Origin of the sequence: Streptomyces sp. NPDC001502, from assembly GCF_042894785.1 — a bacterium.
GTDB classification, from domain to species: Bacteria; Actinomycetota; Actinomycetes; order Streptomycetales; family Streptomycetaceae; genus Streptomyces; species Streptomyces kutzneri.
The window spans coordinates 67,502-86,442 of record NZ_JBIAVW010000007.1 but is presented as its reverse complement, the minus strand read 5'-3'; the positions used below and the strand labels follow the sequence as shown (position 1 = coordinate 86,442).

13 protein-coding genes are annotated in these 18,941 nt (G+C 70.9%); 3 read left to right on the top strand and 10 right to left on the bottom strand.

The genetic code is table 11. The features are described 5' to 3' along the window. Window positions 1-10: 10 nt before the first annotated feature. The gene (locus ACFY0D_RS13985; protein WP_390798573.1) at window positions 11-850 is read right to left on the bottom strand and encodes an arylamine N-acetyltransferase; all 840 of its coding nucleotides are present in this window, start codon (window positions 848-850) and stop codon (window positions 11-13) included. A gap of 94 nt (window positions 851-944) precedes the next feature. Here ACFY0D_RS13985 and ACFY0D_RS13980 point away from each other — a divergent pair, with 94 nt between their 5' ends. Further along, entirely contained in the window at window positions 945-1,904 is a 960-nt protein-coding gene (locus ACFY0D_RS13980) for a DUF1152 domain-containing protein (protein WP_390798572.1), read from the top strand. Between the two features lie 13 nt (window positions 1,905-1,917). Here ACFY0D_RS13980 and ACFY0D_RS13975 read toward each other — a convergent pair whose 3' ends face one another. From ACFY0D_RS13975 to nrdR, 3 genes are all read right to left on the bottom strand, one after another. Next, on the bottom strand, window positions 1,918-2,376 hold the full coding sequence (locus ACFY0D_RS13975; protein ID WP_390798809.1) for an amidohydrolase family protein: 459 nt from the start codon (window positions 2,374-2,376) through the stop codon (window positions 1,918-1,920). A gap of 28 nt (window positions 2,377-2,404) precedes the next feature. Next, window positions 2,405-5,293 (bottom strand): vitamin B12-dependent ribonucleotide reductase, encoded by a 2,889-nt coding sequence (locus ACFY0D_RS13970; protein ID WP_390798571.1) that lies wholly within the window; start codon window positions 5,291-5,293, stop codon window positions 2,405-2,407. Window positions 5,294-5,437: 144 nt separating this feature from the next. Next, complete coding sequence (gene nrdR / locus ACFY0D_RS13965; RefSeq protein ID WP_390798570.1) at window positions 5,438-5,950, bottom strand: transcriptional regulator NrdR; 513 nt, start codon at window positions 5,948-5,950, stop codon at window positions 5,438-5,440. Window positions 5,951-6,419: 469 nt separating this feature from the next. Here nrdR and lexA point away from each other — a divergent pair, with 469 nt between their 5' ends. Continuing rightward, complete coding sequence (gene lexA, locus ACFY0D_RS13960; RefSeq protein WP_390798569.1) at window positions 6,420-7,214, top strand: transcriptional repressor LexA; 795 nt, start codon at window positions 6,420-6,422, stop codon at window positions 7,212-7,214. Window positions 7,215-7,365: 151 nt separating this feature from the next. Here the strand turns inward: lexA and ACFY0D_RS13955 are convergent, their stop codons facing one another. From ACFY0D_RS13955 to ACFY0D_RS13935, 5 genes are all read right to left on the bottom strand, one after another. Beyond that, window positions 7,366-9,336 carry an ATP-dependent DNA helicase gene (locus ACFY0D_RS13955; protein WP_390798568.1) on the bottom strand — a complete coding sequence of 657 codons (1,971 nt, stop codon included), beginning with the start codon at window positions 9,334-9,336 and terminating at the stop codon, window positions 7,366-7,368. Between the two features lie 52 nt (window positions 9,337-9,388). Continuing rightward, window positions 9,389-11,281 (bottom strand): IucA/IucC family protein, encoded by a 1,893-nt coding sequence (locus ACFY0D_RS13950; RefSeq protein ID WP_390798567.1) that lies wholly within the window; start codon window positions 11,279-11,281, stop codon window positions 9,389-9,391. A gap of 99 nt (window positions 11,282-11,380) precedes the next feature. Next, window positions 11,381-12,094, bottom strand: a complete 714-nt coding sequence (locus tag ACFY0D_RS13945) for a GNAT family N-acetyltransferase (RefSeq protein WP_390798566.1) — start codon at window positions 12,092-12,094, stop codon at window positions 11,381-11,383. A 32-nt stretch (window positions 12,095-12,126) separates the two neighbouring features. Beyond that, window positions 12,127-14,385 (bottom strand): IucA/IucC family protein, encoded by a 2,259-nt coding sequence (locus ACFY0D_RS13940; protein WP_390798565.1) that lies wholly within the window; start codon window positions 14,383-14,385, stop codon window positions 12,127-12,129. 21 nt (window positions 14,386-14,406) lie between these two features. Then, window positions 14,407-15,891 carry a diaminobutyrate--2-oxoglutarate transaminase family protein gene (locus ACFY0D_RS13935; protein ID WP_390798564.1) on the bottom strand — a complete coding sequence of 495 codons (1,485 nt, stop codon included), beginning with the start codon at window positions 15,889-15,891 and terminating at the stop codon, window positions 14,407-14,409. 187 nt (window positions 15,892-16,078) lie between these two features. Here ACFY0D_RS13935 and ACFY0D_RS13930 point away from each other — a divergent pair, with 187 nt between their 5' ends. Then, the gene (locus ACFY0D_RS13930; RefSeq protein ID WP_390798563.1) at window positions 16,079-17,248 is read left to right on the top strand and encodes a trypsin-like serine peptidase; all 1,170 of its coding nucleotides are present in this window, start codon (window positions 16,079-16,081) and stop codon (window positions 17,246-17,248) included. Between the two features lie 99 nt (window positions 17,249-17,347). Here the strand turns inward: ACFY0D_RS13930 and hflX are convergent, their stop codons facing one another. Beyond that, window positions 17,348-18,853: a GTPase HflX gene (gene hflX, locus ACFY0D_RS13925; protein WP_390798562.1), complete on the bottom strand. Its 1,506-nt coding sequence runs from the start codon at window positions 18,851-18,853 to the stop codon at window positions 17,348-17,350. Window positions 18,854-18,941 lie beyond the last annotated feature (88 nt).

Genomic DNA, 18,941 nt, shown 5'->3' with positions numbered 1-18,941 from the left:
GCGGCCCCGGTCAGTCCTCGGCGCGGTGGATCCGCACCAGTTCCGCCGCGTCCCGATCGGGCAGCCGAAGCCCGAACTCCCGGTCGAGCAGGTCGAGCAGCCCGTCCGGGCCGACGATCTCCTGCTCGGCCCGGCCGTCGGGGTGCAGCCGGGTCAGTTCCCGCCCGACGAGCGCCTGGCGGACGCCGTCGCCCGGGTGCTGGACGATCAGCCGCCCGACGAAGGAGGAGGTGGGGTGGCTGGAGCTGTAGTGGTTGAGTACGACGTAGTCGACGGGGTGGTAGCGCTGCGGGGAGAAGGTGTACAGGTCCCTCCAGGTGTCGCCGCGCAGCAGGCACAGCACGAGGACGCCGTCCTCCTCCTCGCGGACGCGGTACGTCCACTCGCCCTGCCGCACCTCGGCGCCCGGCCGTCCCAGCGGCACCGGCTCCCGGGGCCCCTGGAATCCGAACCCGGCGTCGCACAGCCACGGTTCACCCTCGACGGTGACGACGAGGACGGCGTGCGTCACCGCGAGGACGGAGTCCCCGCGGGTGCGGTTGCGGGCACCGCGCCCGGAGACCTCGAAGCCGATCCGCTCCAGGGCGGCGGCCAGCAGCGAGTTCTGCTCGTAGCAGTAGCCGCCGCGGCGGTTGTGCACGAGCTTGTCCTCGATCGACTTGAGGTCCAGCGCGACGGGGCGGCCGAGCAGGACGTCCAGGCTCTCGAAGGTGATGGCGGCGGTATGGGCGCGGTGCACTGCGTACAACGTGCGGAGGTCCGGCCGGAGTTCCCCGGACGGCCCTCGGTCCCCCCGATATCCGATCCGGTCCAGATACGCGTCCAGGCCCAGCTCGTCACCGCTCCACATGACTGACCATCTCCCCGTTCCCCCGCTCGTCGGCCACCGCACTGCCGTGAAATCCGCAGGCGCGCTGTCACACACGCCCCGCACAATGATCAGCATGACGGCCCTGCACTCCAACCCGCTTTTCGACCGCCTCGCCGACGCCGAAAACATCCTGGTCACCGGGGCGGGCGGCGGCTTCGACATCTACGCCGGCCTCCCCGTGGCCCTGTCCCTCATGCACCAGGGCAAGCAGGTCCGCCTGGCGAACCTCTCCTTCAGCGCGCTCGCCGGACTGCCCACCGATGCGTGGGTGGCCCCCGACCTGGCCGCCGTCACCCCTGACTCCGCGCCCCACCTGTCCTACTTCCCGGAGCGGACCCTGGCCCAGTGGCTGCAGGCGCACGGCTACCCGGCCACCGTGTACGCCTTCCCCCAGACCGGGGTGCAGCCGCTGCGCGCCGCCTACCGCGAGCTGATCGACCTCCACCGCATCGACGCGATCGTCCTGGTCGACGGCGGCACGGACATCCTGATGCGGGGCGACGAAGCCGGCCTCGGCACCCCCGAGGAGGACCTCACCAGCGTCGCGGCACTCGCCGCTCTGGAGGACGTACCCGAGCGCCTCGTCGTGTCGGTGGGCTTCGGTGTGGACGCGTACCACGGGGTCAGTCACGGCCTGGTGCTGGAGAACATCGCGGCGCTGGAGCGCGCGGGCGCCTACCTCGGCGCGTTCTCCATACCGCGCGCCACCAGGGAGGGCGCTCTCTTCCTGGACGCGGTGGCCCATGCCCAGGAGCAGACCCCGGACCGGCCCAGCATCGTGAACGGCTCGATCGCCGCGGCCGTCCGGGGTTCCTTCGGCGACGTGCAGTTCACCAGCCGCACACGGGGCAGCGAGCTCTTCGTGAACCCGCTGATGTCACTGTGCTTCGCCTTCGACCTGCCGGGGCTCGCCGCGCGCTGCCTCTACCTGGACCGCATCGAGGACACCCACCTGATGCGCCAGGTCCATTCCCGGATCGCCGAGTTCCGCGAGGAGCTGGTCACCCGTCCGTCCCGCCGCATCCCCCACTGACCCGTGCCGGTGGTCAAAGTCCGAGCAGTTCCGCGAGGGTGCCACCCAGAACGCGATCGCGCACGGTGCCCGGCCTGGTGACGCGTTCGACGGTGGCCCGAGCGAGGAACGGATCGCCGTACGGCGCGTCCGAGCCGAACAAGGTGCGGTCGGGCACCTCGTCGATCGCCAGCCGCACCGCGAAGACGACGCCGGCCGTCGACAGTTCCAGGTACAGGTTCGGGGTCTCCCGGGCCAGCTCGATGGCCGTCAGCCCGTTCGACCCGCCGAGTTGGCTGATCACCAGGGGGACGGACGGGTGTTTGCGCGCGAGTCCGGCCAGAGTGGCCAGGTCTCCCGCCGTGGCCGGTGCGAACCCGTGCACGACCACCGGAAACCCACCGTGATCGGCCGCATGTGCACCCGATTCAACCGCAGCGTCGGTGAAACGCGGTGGGGTGTCCGCGTCACCGCGAACACCCCACCCGAACAGCTACCTCACGCCCCGCAGGGCGTCATGATCAGCTGCAGCCGCTCGTCGAGCCGCAGCCCTCGCAGATGTAGCAGGAGCCTGCGCGCTGCATCTTCGTACCGCAGGAGAAGCAGAGCGGGGCGTCGGCGGAGACGCCGAGCTGCATCTCGACCAGTTCGGCGTTGCTGTGCGCCGTCTTCGGGGCCGGGACGGGGACGGCCGCGACCGGCTTCGGGGCCGACGGGACCGCGGCCAGCGGGATCGCCTGCGTCAGGGACTCGGTGTCCAGCTCGTCGTCGAGCGGCTCGTAGGAGCCGGTGTCCAGGTGACGCTGGCGCTCATCGGCGGTGTGGATGCCGAGGGCCGAGCGGGTCTCGAAGGGCAGGAAGTCCAGCGCCAAGCGGCGGAAGATGTAGTCGACGATCGACTGCGCCATCCGCACGTCCGGGTCGTCCGTCATGCCGGCCGGCTCGAAACGCATGTTCGTGAACTTCGAGACGTACGTCTCCAGCGGAACGCCGTACTGCAGACCGACCGAGACGGCGATCGAGAAGGCGTCCATCATGCCCGCGAGGGTCGAGCCCTGCTTGGACATCTTCAGGAAGACCTCGCCCAGACCGTCGTCCGGGTAGGAGTTCGCCGTCATGTAGCCCTCGGCGCCACCGACCGTGAAGGAGGTGGTGATGCCCGGACGGCCCTTGGGAAGGCGCTTGCGGACGGGGCGGTACTCGATGACCTTCTCGACGGCGGCGCGGATGGTCTCCTCCGTCTTGACGGTGACCTCTTCCTTCTCCGCCTCCTTCTTCTTGGCGGAGAGGGGCTGGCCGACCTTGCAGTTGTCGCGGTAGATCGCGAGCGCCTTGACGCCCATCTTCCACGCCTCGAAGTAGATTTCCTCGATCTCCTCGACGGTCGCCGTCTCCGGCATGTTGACCGTCTTCGAGATCGCGCCGGAGATCCAGGGCTGGATCGCGGCCATCATGCGGACGTGGCCCATCGCGGAGATGGAGCGCTCGCCCATGGCGCAGTCGAACACCGAGTAGTGCTCGGTCTTCAGGCCCGGGGCGTCGACGACCACACCGTGCTCGGCGATGTGGGAGACGATCGCCTCGATCTGCTCCTCCTGGTAACCCAGGCGGCGCAGGGCCTGCGGGACGGTGCCGTTGACGATCTGCATCGAGCCGCCGCCGACGAGCTTCTTGAACTTGACCAGGGCCAGGTCCGGCTCGACACCGGTGGTGTCGCAGGACATCGCGAGACCGATGGTGCCGGTCGGCGCGAGGACGGAGGCCTGGGAGTTGCGGAAGCCGTTCTTCTCGCCGAGGCGCAGAACGTCCTGCCAGGCCTCGGTGGCCGCGGCCCAGATGCTGTTGTCCAGGTCCTCGGTGCGCGGCGCGACCGCGTTGGCGTCGGCGTGCTGCTTCATGACGCGCTTGTGGGACTCGGCGTTGCGGGCGTAGCCGTCGTACGGGCCGACGATGGCGGCCAGCTCGGCGGAGCGCTTGTACGCGGTGCCGGTCATCAGCGAGGTGATCGACGCGGCGAGAGTGCGGCCGCCGTCGGAGTCGTACGCGTGGCCGGTGGCCATCAGCAGGGCGCCGAGGTTGGCGTAGCCGATGCCCAGCTGGCGGAAGGCGCGGGTGTTGTCGCCGATCTTCTGCGTCGGGAAGTCCGCGAAGCAGATGGAGATGTCCATCGCGGTGATGACGAGCTCGACGACCTTGGCGAAGCGCTCGGCGTCGAAGGACTGGTTGCCCTTGCCGTCGTCGTTCAGGAACTTCATCAGGTTGAGCGAGGCGAGGTTGCAGGACGTGTTGTCCAGGTGCATGTACTCGCTGCACGGGTTGGACGCGGTGATGCGGCCGGACTCGGGGCAGGTGTGCCAGTTGTTGATCACACCGTCGTACTGGATGCCCGGGTCGGCACAGGCCCACGCGGCCTCGGCGAGCTTGCGGAAGAGCGCCTTGGCGTCGACCTTCTCGATGACCTCACCGGTCATACGGGCACGCAGGCCGAACTCGGTGCCGTTCTCGACGGCCGTCATGAACTCGTCGTTCACGCGGACGGAGTTGTTGGCGTTCTGGTATTGGACGGACGTGATGTCGTCGCCGCCCAGGTCCATGTCGAAGCCCGCGTCGCGCAGGGCGCGGATCTTCTCCTCCTCCTTCACCTTGGTCTCGATGAAGGCCTCGACGTCCGGGTGGTCCACGTCCAGGACGACCATCTTGGCCGCGCGGCGGGTGGCGCCGCCCGACTTGATCGTTCCTGCGGACGCGTCGGCGCCGCGCATGAAGGAGACCGGGCCGGAGGCGTTGCCGCCGGAGGAGAGGAGCTCCTTGGAGGAGCGGATGCGGGAGAGGTTCAGGCCGGCGCCGGAGCCGCCCTTGAAGATCATGCCCTCTTCCTTGTACCAGTCGAGGATCGACTCCATGGAGTCGTCGACGGCCAGGATGAAGCAGGCGGAGACCTGCTGCGGCTGGGGCGTACCGACGTTGAACCACACCGGGGAGTTGAAGCTGAAGATCTGGTGCAGGAGGGCGTAGGTCAGCTCGTGCTCGAAGATCTCCGCGTCGGCGGGCGACGAGAAGTAGTCGAAGTCCTCGCCGGCCTTCGTGTACGTCTTCACGATCCGGTCGATCAGCTGCTTCAGACCGGTCTCGCGCTGCGGGGTGCCGACCGCGCCGCGGAAGTACTTGCTGGTGACGATGTTGACCGCGTTCACCGACCAGAAGTCGGGGAACTCGACACCACGCTGCTCGAAGTTGACCGAGCCGTCGCGCCAGTTGGTCATGACGACGTCACGGCGCTCCCAGCTCACCTCGTCGTAGGGGTGCACGCCCGGGGTGGTGTGGATGCGCTCGATACGCAGGCCGCCCTTGGCAGCCTTGGTCCCCTTGGCGCGGGAACCACGTGCCGAGCCGCTCGCCGTCTCTGTCATGCCGCTTCCTCCCATATGCGGGCAAAAACGCCCTAAAGTGCCATCGATATTCCGCGGCACGGTGCTGTGTCTTGTATCTACGTCTCTTCGCCTGGCCGGCCGGCCGTGTCACGACGCGTGAGCGCCCCGGCACGGGTGGTCCGGTCAGTCGGCGGCGGAGGCGGGCACGGGGACCTGGGCGGTCCCACCGCACTCGCACTCTGCAGGATGAGACCGCGACACGCGGAGTTCCGCGATGGCGGTCTCGAAGTCTTCAAGGGTGTCGAAAGCTTTGTAAACGGAGGCGAAGCGCAGGTACGCGACCAGGTCGAGCTCCTGCAACGGGCCGAGTATGGCCAGACCCACGTCGTGGGTGGTCAGCTCGGCACTCCCGGTGGCGCGCAGCGCCTCCTCGACCCGCTGGCCGAGCTTGGCGAGGGCGTCCTCGGTGACCGGCCGTCCCTGGCACGCCTTGCGGACGCCGGAGATGACCTTGGTACGGCTGAAGGGTTCCGTCACTCCGCTGCGCTTGATCACCATCAGGGAGGCCGTCTCCACCGTCGTGAATCGACGGGAGCAGTCGGGGCACTGACGGCGCCTGCGGATCGACGTGCCGTCGTCCGTGGTGCGACTGTCGACGACGCGGCTGTCGGGGTGCCTGCAGAAGGGGCAGTGCATGGTTCCCTCACCCTCCCTTTTGGCACGACCGAATCACCTCACGGAGCCCCTGAACGACGGAGGCGGACTCCGTCGGGGGCTCGTGAAGCAGCCACCAGCATATGCGATGACGGGGCCCCCGGAAGACCCGAGGACCACAACCTCTGGGTGGCAGCGCTCATCCAACCACTAGATCTTGGGTTGTGGCGGATTTACGCGGCTCCGCGTGTCGCGGCGTCCGATGGGCGGACACGGGGCCTTGCGGTGCCACACTGGGCGCAGACCCGGAAGGCGGCGATCCGACCGGGAAGGGTACCGTAAGCGGCGGATGCCGAGCCGAACCCTCGTTCGGCGAACCGATCGTCCATACACCCCTTGATATGTCCACACAGGGCGATCTGCGATTTTTCACTCGAACGTGTGTTTGGCGCAACCTTTCGAAAGCTACTACCGTTGTCCAGCTAGGGAGAACATTTCGAGAGGGGCCGACGTGACCACCACCGCAGACAGTGCCGCCATCACTGCCCAGAACCGCTCCCAGAGCCGACTCGAGCCGGTGCATGCCATGAACGACGCAAACGTGAACCCGGATGCGGAACCCGTAGTACGCCCCGCACGCTCGCTGCCAGGTCGACCTCCAGGCATTCGCGCCGACAGCTCCGGGCTCACGGACCGGCAGCGGAGGGTCATCGAGGTCATTCGCGACTCCGTGCAGCGACGCGGGTACCCGCCGTCGATGCGGGAGATCGGCCAGGCGGTCGGCCTGTCCAGCACCTCGTCGGTCGCACACCAGCTGATGGCCCTGGAGCGCAAGGGCTTCCTGCGCCGTGACCCGCACCGGCCCAGGGCCTACGAGGTGCGCGGCTCCGACCAGCCGAGCTCGCAGCCCACGGACACCACCGGCAAGCCCGCCGCCTCCTACGTCCCCCTGGTCGGCCGGATCGCGGCCGGCGGCCCGATCCTCGCCGAGGAGTCGGTCGAGGACGTCTTCCCGCTCCCCCGCCAGCTGGTCGGCGACGGCGAGCTCTTCGTGCTCAAGGTCGTCGGCGACTCGATGATCGAGGCCGCCATCTGTGACGGTGACTGGGTCACGGTCCGTCGCCAGCCGGTCGCGGAGAACGGTGACATCGTCGCCGCGATGCTCGACGGCGAAGCCACGGTCAAGCGCTTCAAGCGCGAGGACGGCCACGTCTGGCTCCTCCCGCACAACGCCGCCTACCAGCCGATCCCCGGCGACGAGGCGACGATCCTCGGCAAGGTCGTCGCGGTACTGCGTCGGGTCTGACCCCCGCCGCCCCCATTCAGCCCCCGGGACCCACTGCGCCGGTTCCGGGGGTTGTTCTGTTCTTTGCGGCTGAACCGCCGCCGCTCTCGCGGATGTGGTTGCTCGCCGCTTGGGTTGCCGACTTGATGGTCGACGTTCGTGCTCCCGAGAACTACTTGCCGTCGGCCTTGGCCGTCGCGTCGATCGCCGCCAGGGAGCGCCGGACCTGATTGCGATCCGTGGTGTACCAGAAGTCCGGCAGCGTGGCCCGCAGGAAGCTCCCGTACCGGGCCGTCGCCAGCCGGGGGTCCAGGACCGCGACGACCCCCCGGTCGCCCGAGGCTCGTACAAGACGGCCCGCACCCTGCGCCATCAGCAGTGCGGCATGCGTGGCCGCCACGGCCATGAAGCCGTTGCCGCCATGCTCCTCGACCGACTTCTGGCGTGCGCTCATCAGCGGGTCGTCGGGGCGCGGGAAGGGAATCCGGTCCATGACCACGAGCTGGCAGCTGGGACCGGGTACGTCCACGCCCTGCCAGAGCGACAGCGTCCCGAACAGGCAGGTCTTCGGGTCGGCGGCGAAGGACTTGATCAGCTCGCCGAGGGTTTCCTCGCCCTGGAGCAGGATCGGGTTGTCGAGCCGGCCGCGCAGCTCTTCGGCGGCCGCCTTGGCGCCGCGCATGGAGGAGAAGAGACCAAGGGTGCGGCCGCCGGCCGCCTCGATCAGCTCGGCGAGCTCGTCCATCATGTCGCCGCGGGTCCCCTCGCGGCCCGGCGTGGCCAGGTGCTTGGCGACGTAGAGGATGCCCTGCTTGGGGTAGTCGAAGGGCGAGCCGACGTCGAGGCCGCGCCAGACGGGTACGTCGTCGCCCTCGACCCCCTCGGGGGACAGCCCCAGGGAGGCCGCGACCCCGTTGAAGTCGCCGCCCAGCTTGAGCGTGGCGGAGGTCAGGACCACGGAGCGGTCCTCGAACAGCTTCTCGCGCAGCAGGCCGGACACCGACAGGGGCGCAACCCGGAGGGTGGCGCCGAAGCGGTCGTGGCGCTCGTACCAGACCACGTCGTACTCGGAGCCGTTGGTGATCCGCTCCGCCACCCCGTGGATGCTCTCCACCGCAGCCAGCGCCTGCTTGCGCACCGCGTCCTCGTCGTGGACGGACTTGTCCCGGGTCGCGCCGATCGCCGAGATCACGTTGCGCGCGGAGTCCCGCAGGGACATCAGCGCATAGCCGAGGTCCTCGGGGATCTGCTCCAGACGGCCCGGGAGCGCCAGCTCCATGACCCGCTCGAAGGTTTCGGAGGCGGTCTGCAGGGAGTCCGCGGTCTTCTCGTCGACCAGCTTGGCGGCACGCTTCACGGCCCGGTTGACCTGGCCCGGGGTGAGCTCGCCGGTGGCGACCCCGGTCACCCGGGAGACCAGCTCGTGGGCCTCGTCCACGATCAGCACCTCGTGCTGAGGCAGCACGGGGGCGCCTTCGATGGCATCGATGGCGAGCAGGGCGTGATTGGTGACGACCACGTCCGCGAGCTTGGCCCGCTCCCGGGCGGCCTCCGCGAAGCACTCGGCGCCGTACGCGCACTTCGTCGCGCCCAGGCACTCGCGGGAGGAGACGGAGATCTGCGACCAGGCCTTGTCCGAAACACCCGGGGTCAGGTCGTCGCGGTCACCGGTCTCGGTCTCATCCGCCCAGTCGCGCATGCGCAGCAGGTCCTGGCCGAGCTTGCTGGTGGGCGCGGCCGCCTCGAACTGGTCGAAGAGGCCGTCCTCCTCGTCCTGCGGAGCGCCCTCGTGCAGGCGGTGCAGGCACAGGTAATTGGACCGGCCCTTGAGCATGGCGAACTGAGGGCGGCGGCGCAGCTGCGGGTGCAGTGCTTCCACCGTGCGTGGCAGATCGCGTTCGACGAGCTGCCGCTGGAGGGCGAGCGTCGCCGTGGCGACGACCACGCGCTCGCCGTGCGCGAGGGCCGGAACCAGGTAGCCGAGGGACTTACCGGTACCGGTACCGGCCTGGATCAGCCGGTGGGAGTTGTCGTCGATCGCTTCGGCGACGGCTTCGGCCATGGCTACCTGGCCGGGGCGCTCCGTGCCGCCGACGGCGGAGACGGCGGCGTGCAGCAGGTCGGGGAGGGAGGGCTTCGTCATAGCACTGCCAACCCTACGGGGCCGCACTGACAGCGAACGCACCGGTGAGCAATCATGGCCGGTACAGAGGGTTGGGTACGGTGCCGTGCTGCACGGCGTGCGGGCGGTCTGGACGGTCTCGGTAGCCGTCCTCGTAGAGCCGGTTCCGGTTGAGGCAGAGCCGTCCGATGCGTTCGCCGAGCAGGTCGAAGAGCTCGTAGCGGTCCTTGAGCTCCGGGAAGCGGGTCTGGTGGCGCAGGATCTCCGCTCGTACGAGGGACCAGAACTCGCTCTCCGGGACGCCGAGGCCGTCCTCGCACAGGGCCGAGAGGTAGCGGAAGACGCCGACGAACAGCCCGGAGTGGATGAACTGGGGCAGGAAGTCGGCGGGCTCGGTGAGCAGGACCGCTCGGACCTCGGCGGGCAGGGACTCCAGCTCGGGCAGCGGCTCGTCGGTGATGTTGACGTCGTCCACGAAGTCCTTGACCGCGAGCCGGACGGGGACGTCCTGCTCGTCGAAGATCACGATGGCGTTCTCGCCGTGCGGGGAGAACACGGTGCCGTAGCGGTAGAGGAAGCGGAGCAGCGGTGGCAGGAGGGCGGCGAACAGGCGCTGCAGCCAGACGGTGGGGGTCAGTCCGGACCGGGCGACGAGCTCGGCGGTGAAGGACCGGCCGCGCGGGTCGGTGTGGAGGAGGGAGGCGAGCGTGCGGGCACGCTCGCCGGGTGCCAGCAGGCCGGTCAGGGGCTCGCGCCAGATCGCGCCGAGGAGCTCCTTGTACTGGTACGGAACCTCGGGGAGCTCGTCGTAGACGGGGTGACGGACGGTGACGGAGGCGACCTCGCCGAGCAGGACGACCCGGCACTCGTCGCGGAGGAAGGGGTCGCCGTCGCGGAGGGAGTGGATCCAGGCGGTGACGGCGGGGGCCGCGAGCGCGAGGTCGCTGGGCAGTCCGCGCCAGACCATGGTGTTGAAGACGGAGAGCGGGAGTTTGACGCTGTGCCGGTCGGGCCGGCTGAGGTTGAGGAAGGTGCGGACGGACTGCTGCGGGAGACGCACGTCGGGATCGGCGGGGAGCGGCACCAGGGCACCGGAGGCGAGCGCCGGGGCGAAGAGGGGGAGGACGACCTCGTCCCACTGCCAGGGGTGGACCGGGAGGTAGAGGTAGTGGAGCGGGTCGAGGCCGCGGTCGCGCAGGGACCGGTCGAAGGAGGCCCGGGTGACGGGGTCGAGCTCGGCGGTGTAGAGGCGGGCGGGGTCCTCCAGGCCGGCGGTCCCGCGGTAGGCGGCGAGCGAGGTGTGGGCGGCGAGCCAGGGCAGCCGCTGGCGGGTGCGGGCCTCGGGGGCCCAGGCGGCGGTGTCGGAGGCGGAGAGTCCGATGCGGCCCTTGTTGGGGACGAGCCAGGGGTGGCCGGTCTGGTGGCCTTCGAGGGCGGCGTAGTCGAGGTCGGCGAGGATGTCGGCGGTGAGTGCGGTGTGGTCGAGCCGGGCGTCGGCGGTGAGGGTGGCGCTGAGCTCGCGGACGAGGTGACCGAGGGTGGGTCCGTCCAGGCCGAGGAGGGTACGGGCACGGATGAGGAAGGCGTACGGGTCCCCGAAGGCGGTCGGGCTCCCGAGGCCGCCCGGCACGGTCGGTGAGGGCGGTGAGGGCGGCTCGGGCGCCGGTGGGGTCAGGGTGATCGTGTCCGGGGTGACGTGCCAGCTGCCGTACGAGCGCCGGCGGGCGCGGAAGCCGAGGCTGCTGCCGTCGTCGAGGGTCAGGGTCCAGGCGTCCCCGGCGGCGGCCGGTGCGGGGACGGGGCGGATGATCTCCTCGTAGGCGAACTCGCCGAGCATCTTGGCGAGCAGCCGGCGGGCGGCGAAGTCCCAGGTCGCACGGTTGAGTTCGGGCGGCGTGCAGGGGTGCTGGGGCGACGGCGGCACGGCGGGGTCGTCCGCGTCGGGGGCTGCGGGGAAGTTCGGCACGTGACTCCTCGGAGGTCGGGAACTTTGCTTCGCTACGCAGAGTTATCGAAGGGAGAGGTGCGGAGCTGCCGACGACGGTCGGGTTTTGCGGGGCGGCACTCAGAGGAGATTGCGCAGCACCCGCTCCCGGATCATCAGGGCGGCCCGCTTCTCGGGAAGGTCGATTTCCGCGGAACAGCGGAAGCCGGAGTTCAGGAAGGCCGATACGGAGGGGGTGTTGCGGATGTCCGGTTCCGCGACGACGCGTGTGCAGCGGGGGCGGTTGCCGAGGACCAGGTCGGCGACGGCGCGCAGCAGAGCTGTTCCCAGTCCGCGGCCGCGGTTCGTGCCGTCTCCGATGAGCAGGTGGATACCCGTGTCGTGGGGGCGCGCCGGGTAGTGCCCGGAGAGCGGGTCGAGGTCGGCCCGGTAGATCTCCCAGTAACTCATCGGCGTGCCGTCGAGGAGGCCGAGGCAGGGGATGCTGCGGCCGTCGCCGTCGAGCTGGGCCCGGAGGTGGTCGGCGGTGACCGCGGCGGGGCCCGCGAGCTCCCAGTAGGCGGCCACCTCGGGATCGTTCATCCAGCCGGTGAGGAGCTCCAGGTCACGGCCGGGCCGCACGGGTTCGAGGCGGAAGGCTCCGGCGGGTGTGGTGACGCTGCCCCAGATGGCGGGGGAATCGAGCAGATCGGCCTCGGCGAGCAGAGGCAACAGTTGTGCGTCGAGGCGTTGTTCGCGCCTTCCGCCGGGAACTTTGACGACGCCGGTGGCGGTGCGGGTGCCGTGGACGGATCCGGTGGCTGGAGCTGGGGCTGAGGTGTCGGTGGAGGGCATCGGGGGCTCTTCTCCGCGTCGGCGCCGACGCGTCAATCGTGAAGGGGGTTGGTGATGGTGACGTAGACGGACTGGGTGTCGACGGGGCCGACCAGCTCGTCGAGACCGCCCAGGCGGGTGAGCAGATTCGCCTTGCAGCGCAGGGTGGGCGAGTCGAGCAGCCGTGCGGGGAGCGGGCCGAGGCCTGCGGCCTTGGCGAGGAAGCGGCGGAAGGCGGCGAGGAGGACCCGCTCGTCCGCGAGCCGCTGGGATCCGAAGGCACCGATGAGGCCGAGCACGTTGTTGATGCCGAGGTAGTAGGCGAAGCGTTCGTCGGTGACGGCGTCGGAGACGAAGGTGTCACTGGCGCTTCCGATGCCGGGGAGCCGGTGCTCCAGTTCCGCGCGGCGCGATTCGCGGAAGTAGTAGCCCTGGTTGTCGCGGTAGCGGCCGCCGATCGGCCAGCCGGCCGGGTCGAGGAGCACCAGGGTGTTCTGCTGGTGCGCTTCGAGGGCGATACCGGCGAGCGCGTCGAAGGCGAGGACCGGCAGCACCACGTGGTCGAGGTAGCGCAGGAACCACTCGGCGGCGACGGCGGACGTGGTGTGGCCGGTGGCGGTGGCGAGCCCGGTGACGAGCTCGGCGAGGCGGGAGCTCATGGTGGTCCGGCCGGGCCACGGGCGGGGAGCGGTGAGTGCGGCGATGCAGACGGCGTCGTCGCCCGAACGGAAGGGGTTGTGGCGCAGGAGGGCGTCGAGTCCGGGCACGGGGGTTCCGTCCGGCGCGTCCACGGCGACCCAGGCGGGGTCGCGGACGATGTCGAAGGCGGGGTGGGACGCCTGCCACTGCTCGGCGAGGCCGGTGCGGAGCAGCCGGTGCACCTCGACGCCGCGGTGGAGTTCCTTGCGGAGGTTCTCGCGGCGGGAGTTGGTGATGCGCAGGCCCAGGGAGAGCTTGAGCATCGCGGGGGCGCCCGGGCGGTGGACGGTGCGGACGGAGGAGGTGGGGTACCAGGGCTCGCCGTGCGCGCCCAGGTCGTGCAGAAGTCCCGCGTCACGGAGGGCGGTGACGGCGGGGCGCTGGAGCAGGTCGCGGGCCTGCCAGGGGTGCAGGGGAAGGGGGGTGGTGCCGTTGGGCAGCGGGAGCCCGGGGGCAAGTCTGCCGAGGAGCTGTGGGGCGGAGACGGGGCGGCCGCTCTCGGTCCAGGCCGATTCGCTCGCGAGAGCCGCGGGTTCGACCGCGAACCAGTGCAGGGGAAATGAGCCGTGGAGTTCGGGTGAGTAGCGGCGTACCTCGGCCTCGGAGAGTCCTTCACGGCTCTTCGGGTCCGGCTGGAGGGGGTGACCGAGGAGGAGTGCCTGTTCGGCGGTGAGGAAACGGTCCCCGCCGACGGGGGACGGGGCGGTGGGGCGTTCCCGCCGGTCGGCGATGAACTCGGCGGTACGGCGCACCGAGTCGGCGACCCGGCCGACGAGGTCGGCGGCGCCTCGGCCACCGCTCGTGCCCTCACGGGCGATGAGCGCGGCAATGGTGACGGCGTCGAGGGAGGGAGCGGCAGCGGTCGTTCCTTCGAGCCGGACGGCACCGAATCGGTGCCAGCCGGCCTGGGACCAGTGGCGGACAGGGACGAGCAGGGCCGTGCCGGAAGCGGGAAGGGGGATACGCAGGGGGGTTCCGGCGGGGCCGTCGGGGCGGCCGAGACCGGATTCGCGGACCCAGCAGCGCAGCAGGTTCTCCACCGCCGCGGCCTCGGCGGCGACCGCCGGGTCGGGGTGGTTGAGGAGGTCCGGCAGGGTGGTCGGCTCCAGCCGGAGGGGGCTCGTCCATCCGGAACGGGGCCGGGGTGTGCCGTCCTTCTGCCGCGGCACCGTGGCCGTTGCCCCGGCTCCGGTCCCGGTGGCGGCCATGACCGTCGGGGGGAGCTGCTCGGCCGGTGCTCCGGGTACGCCCGCCGGGCCCGGCTGCGGCTGCTCGGCCGTGGCCCCGTCGGCGTGGGACGGCGTGCCCGCCGGGGGCTGGGTCGGGGTCGGTGCGTCCTCGGCGGATACGGGCCGGGCCGGCGGGCTGACCGCGGAACCCGAGCCCTGCGCCTCGGGCGCGTCGAGCCGGGGCGTCGGGTACGCAGGCTCCGCGGCCTCCCGTAGCGGCGCCGCGGTGCCGGGCGGCGGTGACGGCTGCCCCGGGGCGACGGCCTCCTCATGGTCCGGGAGCGGCCGCGGCTGCGCCTGGGCCGGTCCCGACGGTGGGGCGGGCCGGTCGCAAGACAGCGGCTGGGTCTCCGTGATGGGGGTGGACTGGTGCGGGTCTGGCATCGCGGGTCCTCGGGGTGCGGGTCAGTGGGTCCGGCGGGCGGCGGCCGGGATGGCGTCAGCCAGGCGGTCGAGAACCGCCGCGGCCTGCTCGTCGGTCAGGGTCAGCGGGGGAAGGAGGCGCACCACGGCGCCGTGGCGGCCGCCGAGCTCGACGATCAGGCCGCGGTCCAGGCACTCCTGGCGGACGGCGGCGGCGAGGGACGGTGCGGCGGCCCCGGTGTCGGGGTCGACGAGTTCGAGGCCGATCATCAGGCCCCGGCCGCGTACCTCTCCGATGCAGGGATGGCCGCAGGCCAGGCCGTGCAGGGCCGCCAGCATCCGGTCCCCGAGGGCGGCGGCGCGCTCGGCGAGCCGGTTCTCGCGGACGAAGGCGAGCGTGGCGGCGCCGGCGGCCATGGCGAGCTGGTTGCCGCGGAAGGTACCCGCGTGCGCGCCGGGGGCCCAGACGTCCAGGCCGGCCCGGTACACGATCACGGCGAGCGGCAGGCTGCCGCCGATCGCCTTGGAGAGGACCATGACGTCGGGCACGACCCCGGCGTGGTCGACTCCCCAGAAGGCACCGGTCCGGCCGACGCCCGTCTGCACCTCGTCGGCGATGAGCGGGATCCCCCGCGCCGCGGTGATCTCGCGCATCCGGCGCAGCCAGGCGTCCGGGGCGGGGATCACCCCGCCCTCGCCCTGCACCGGTTCGACGATCATGCCGGCGGGGGCGGGCACCCCGCCCTTCGGGTCGTCCAGCAGGTTCTCCGTCCAGCGTGCGGAGAGTTCGGCTCCCTCGGGGCCGCCGACGCCGAACGGGCAGCGCAGGTCCTGCGGGTACGGCAACCGGGTCACCCGCACCCCGGGGGCGCCTCCCGACGCGTCCAGGGCCCCGGCGGTCATGCCGTGGTAGGCCCCGGTGAAGGCGAGCAGCCCAGGGCGTCCGGTCGCTGTGCGCACCAGTTTGAGGGCGGCCTCCACGGCATCCGTACCGGCCGGGCCGCAGAACTGGATGCGCGCGTCGGCGGCCAGCGCGGGCGGCAGGTTGGCGAACAGCTCGGTGGTGAAGGCGTCCTTGACGGGGGTCGCGAGGTCCAGCACGTGCAGCGGGGCGCCCGAGTCGAGGACGCCTCGGATGGCTTCGAGCACCACCGGGTGGTTGTGCCCGAGGGCGAGCGAGCCTGCGCCGGAGAGGCAGTCGAGGTAACGCCGCCCGTCGGCGCCCTCGATGGTCAGCCCGCGGGCCCGCACCGGGACGATGGGCAGCGAACGCGCGTACGTCCGGGCGGCGGACTCCCGCTGCGCCTGTCTGCGCAGGATGCCCTCGGGGGCGGCGGAACCCCCCGGCCCACCGCTCACACCCGGACCGTCCGGGGCATTCAGGACGTCCGGACCCGATCCCCGGCTTCCCTGCGGCGGCACTTGAGGCGGGATCTCTGTCGCGGCCGCCGCCGCGGCAGGCTCGGTGACAGCCACGAGTGTCGGTCCTCCCGCACTGATTGCTCTTCCGGATTGCGTCTCGAACATGAACGCTGCTCCCCCATCCCCCGTACGTACCAACGACGGTGACGGCGAGGGATCACGGGTTGACTCAAGATCCTTGTCCCGCAAGGGGAGAGCGCCAGGAACCGCAGCCCCGGCCTGTGTCGTCCTCGGCGACAGCGGCATAGTGGGGGGCTACTCCACTCCTCGAACTCCCAGGGGGACGAACGACATGCGACCGAACCGACCGGTCACCGCGATTCTGTGCGCGGCCACGCTCGCGCTGACCGCGGCTGCCTGCGGCCCCGGCGACGGGGAGGCCGGCGGCGACGCCAAGCCGACCGTGGCCGCGAGCCTGCCGGGCCAGGACGGGATCAAGATCCCGGACCAGCTCAAGGACAAGCTCAAGGAGCACGGAATAGACCTGGAGAAGTGGAAGGGGGGTGAGTGGAAGAACTGGAAGCAGGAGGACTGGCTCCGCGAGGCGGGCGACTACATCAACCCGGTCATCGAGGGCCTGTGGGACCCGGACCGCATGCGTGACGCCGAGCAGCCTCAGCGCCCGGCCGTCGACCCCGACGCGGGCAAGGACCAGGGCGTCACCGACCCGACCCCGGCCCCGGTGGCGGCCAAGCAGGCCACCCCGCCCTACCACACGAGCGTTCCGGCGTCCGGCAAGGTGTTCTTCGACGGCCCCGAGGGCTCGATGGTCTGCTCGGCGACCGTGATCAAGGACCCGGCCCACCCCGGCAAGTCCAACATGGTCTGGACCGCGGGCCACTGCGTCCACGCGGGCAAGGCCGGCGGCTGGTACCGCAACATCGCCTTCGTCCCGTCGTACAACAACGCGGGCAAGCCGGCAGCTCAGCTCAAGGGCGCGCCCCGCGAGACGGTGGCCCCGTACGGCGTCTGGTGGAGCGACTGGGCGCAGACCTCCGACCAGTGGATCGCGAGCGGCGGTCCGACCGGCGGCGCGGGTGCCCCGTACGACTTCGCGGTGCTGCACGTGGCGCCCGAGAAGGGCAGCACCAAGTCCCTGGAGGAGACGGTCGGTTCGGCGCTCCCGGTGGAGTTCAACGCGCAGGCCGTGCCGAAGGTCGCGAGCATCACGGCGACGGGCTACCCGGCGGCGGCTCCCTTCGACGGCCAGCGCGCCTTCCAGTGCACGGACAGGCCGGGCCGGCTGTCCCTGAACGCGAACGACCCGGTGATGTACCGCATCGGCTGCACCATGACCGGCGGTGCCTCCGGTGGCGGCTGGGTCACGGCGGGCTCCGACGGCAAGCCGGCGCTGGTGTCGAACACCTCGATCGGCCCGGCCAAGGCGGGCTGGCTGGCCGGACCCCGGCTGGGTCCGGAGGCGAAGGGCATCTTCGACGCCGTCAGCGCCAAGTTCAAGTAGTTCGAGCGGTTCGAGTAGCCCCGGACCCTGAGCGTGACCGAACGGCTGAGGCCCCCCTGCACCGCAGGGGGGCCTCAGCCGTCAAGCCGTCAAGCACTCTCAGCGCTTCGCCAGCGCGTACGGCGCCAGGTCCGCCGCCAGGTCCTGGTGGACCCGCGCCTTGAGCAGGGTGCCGTCCGGGGTGTGCTCCTCGGAGATCACCTCGCCCTCGGCATGCGCCTTGGCGACCAGCGAGCCGCGCGTGTACGGCACCATGGCCTCCACCTCGACCTCGGGCCGCGGCAGCTCGGAGTCGATGAGCGCGAGGAGTTCCTCGATGCCCATGCCCGTCCGCGCCGAGACGGCGATGGAGTGCCGCTCGATCCGCAGCAGCCGCTGCAGGACGAGCGGGTCGGCGGCGTCCGCCTTGTTGATCACGACGATCTCGGGCACGTTCACCGCGCCGACCTCGCGAATCACCTCGCGCACCGCCGCCAGCTGCTCCTCCGGCGCCGGGTGCGAACCGTCCACGATGTGCAGGATCAGGTCGGAGTCCCCGACCTCCTCCATCGTGGAGCGGAACGCCTCGACCAGGTGGTGGGGCAGGTGCCGGACGAAGCCGACCGTGTCGGCCAGGGTGTAGATCCGGCCGCTCGGCGTCTCGGCCCGGCGCACGGTCGGGTCGAGGGTGGCGAACAGCGCGTTCTCCACCAGCACGCCCGCGCCCGTGAGGCGGTTGAGCAGCGAGGACTTGCCCGCGTTGGTGTAACCGGCGATGGCGACCGAGGGCACCTTGTTGCGGCGCCGTTCCTGCCGCTGGATATCACGGCCGGTCTTCATCTCCGCGAGCTCCCGGCGCATCTTCGCCATCTTCTCGCGGATCCGTCGCCGGTCGGTCTCGATCTTGGTCTCACCGGGGCCTCGGGTGGCCATGCCGCCACCGCCGCCGCCACCCATCTGGCGGGACAGCGAGGCACCCCAGCCTCGCAGTCGCGGCAGCATGTACTGCATCTGCGCGAGTGCGACCTGCGCCTTGCCCTCTCGGGACTTGGCGTGCTGGGCGAAGATGTCGAGGATCAGCGCGGTCCGGTCGACCACCTTGACCTTGACGACGTCTTCGAGGGCGATGAGCTGGCCGGGGCTGAGCTCACCGTCGCACACGACGGTGTCGGCGCCGCTCTCCATGACGATGTCACGCAGCTCGCGCGCCTTGCCCGAGCCGATGAAGGTGGCGGGGTCCGGCTTGTCACGGCGCTGGATGACACCGTCGAGTACGAGGGCACCCGCCGTCTCCGCGAGGGCGGCGAGCTCCGCGAGGGAGTTCTCCGCGTCGTTCACCGTGCCGGAGGTCCAGACACCGACCAGTACGACGCGCTCCAGGCGCAGCTGCCGGTACTCGACCTCGGTGACGTCTTCGAGCTCGGTGGAGAGGCCGGCGACGCGGCGCAGGGCCGCGCGCTCGGAGCGTTCGAACTGCTCGCCGTCCCGGTCTCCGTCGACCTCGTGGCTCCAGGCGACGTCCTCTTCCATCAGGGCATCGGCCCGAAGGCTCTCGGTGAAGCTCTGCGAGTCCCGCACGTCCTGTGCGTCCCGCGCGTCCTGGGAAGGGGAAGAAGAGGAGGTCATTGGATCCTTACGTCGATTCGAATAGCAGTGTCACGTTAACTGTCACGTCCAACGTGTCACACGGCCGGGGGATTCCCCGCGCGGTCCC

Coding starts and splice junctions, on each gene's coding strand:
- ACFY0D_RS13985 (WP_390798573.1), bottom strand. CDS start 850: ATGTGGAGCGGTGACGAGCTGGGCCTGGACGCGTATCTGGACCGGATC.
- ACFY0D_RS13980 (WP_390798572.1), top strand. CDS start 945: ATGACGGCCCTGCACTCCAACCCGCTTTTCGACCGCCTCGCCGACGCC.
- ACFY0D_RS13970 (WP_390798571.1), bottom strand. CDS start 5,293: ATGACAGAGACGGCGAGCGGCTCGGCACGTGGTTCCCGCGCCAAGGGG.
- nrdR (WP_390798570.1), bottom strand. CDS start 5,950: ATGCACTGCCCCTTCTGCAGGCACCCCGACAGCCGCGTCGTCGACAGT.
- ACFY0D_RS13955 (WP_390798568.1), bottom strand. CDS start 9,336: ATGACGAAGCCCTCCCTCCCCGACCTGCTGCACGCCGCCGTCTCCGCC.
- ACFY0D_RS13945 (WP_390798566.1), bottom strand. CDS start 12,094: ATGCCCTCCACCGACACCTCAGCCCCAGCTCCAGCCACCGGATCCGTC.
- ACFY0D_RS13940 (WP_390798565.1), bottom strand. CDS start 14,385: ATGCCAGACCCGCACCAGTCCACCCCCATCACGGAGACCCAGCCGCTG.
- ACFY0D_RS13935 (WP_390798564.1), bottom strand. CDS start 15,891: ATGTTCGAGACGCAATCCGGAAGAGCAATCAGTGCGGGAGGACCGACA.
- ACFY0D_RS13930 (WP_390798563.1), top strand. CDS start 16,079: ATGCGACCGAACCGACCGGTCACCGCGATTCTGTGCGCGGCCACGCTC.
- hflX (WP_390798562.1), bottom strand. CDS start 18,853: ATGACCTCCTCTTCTTCCCCTTCCCAGGACGCGCGGGACGCACAGGAC.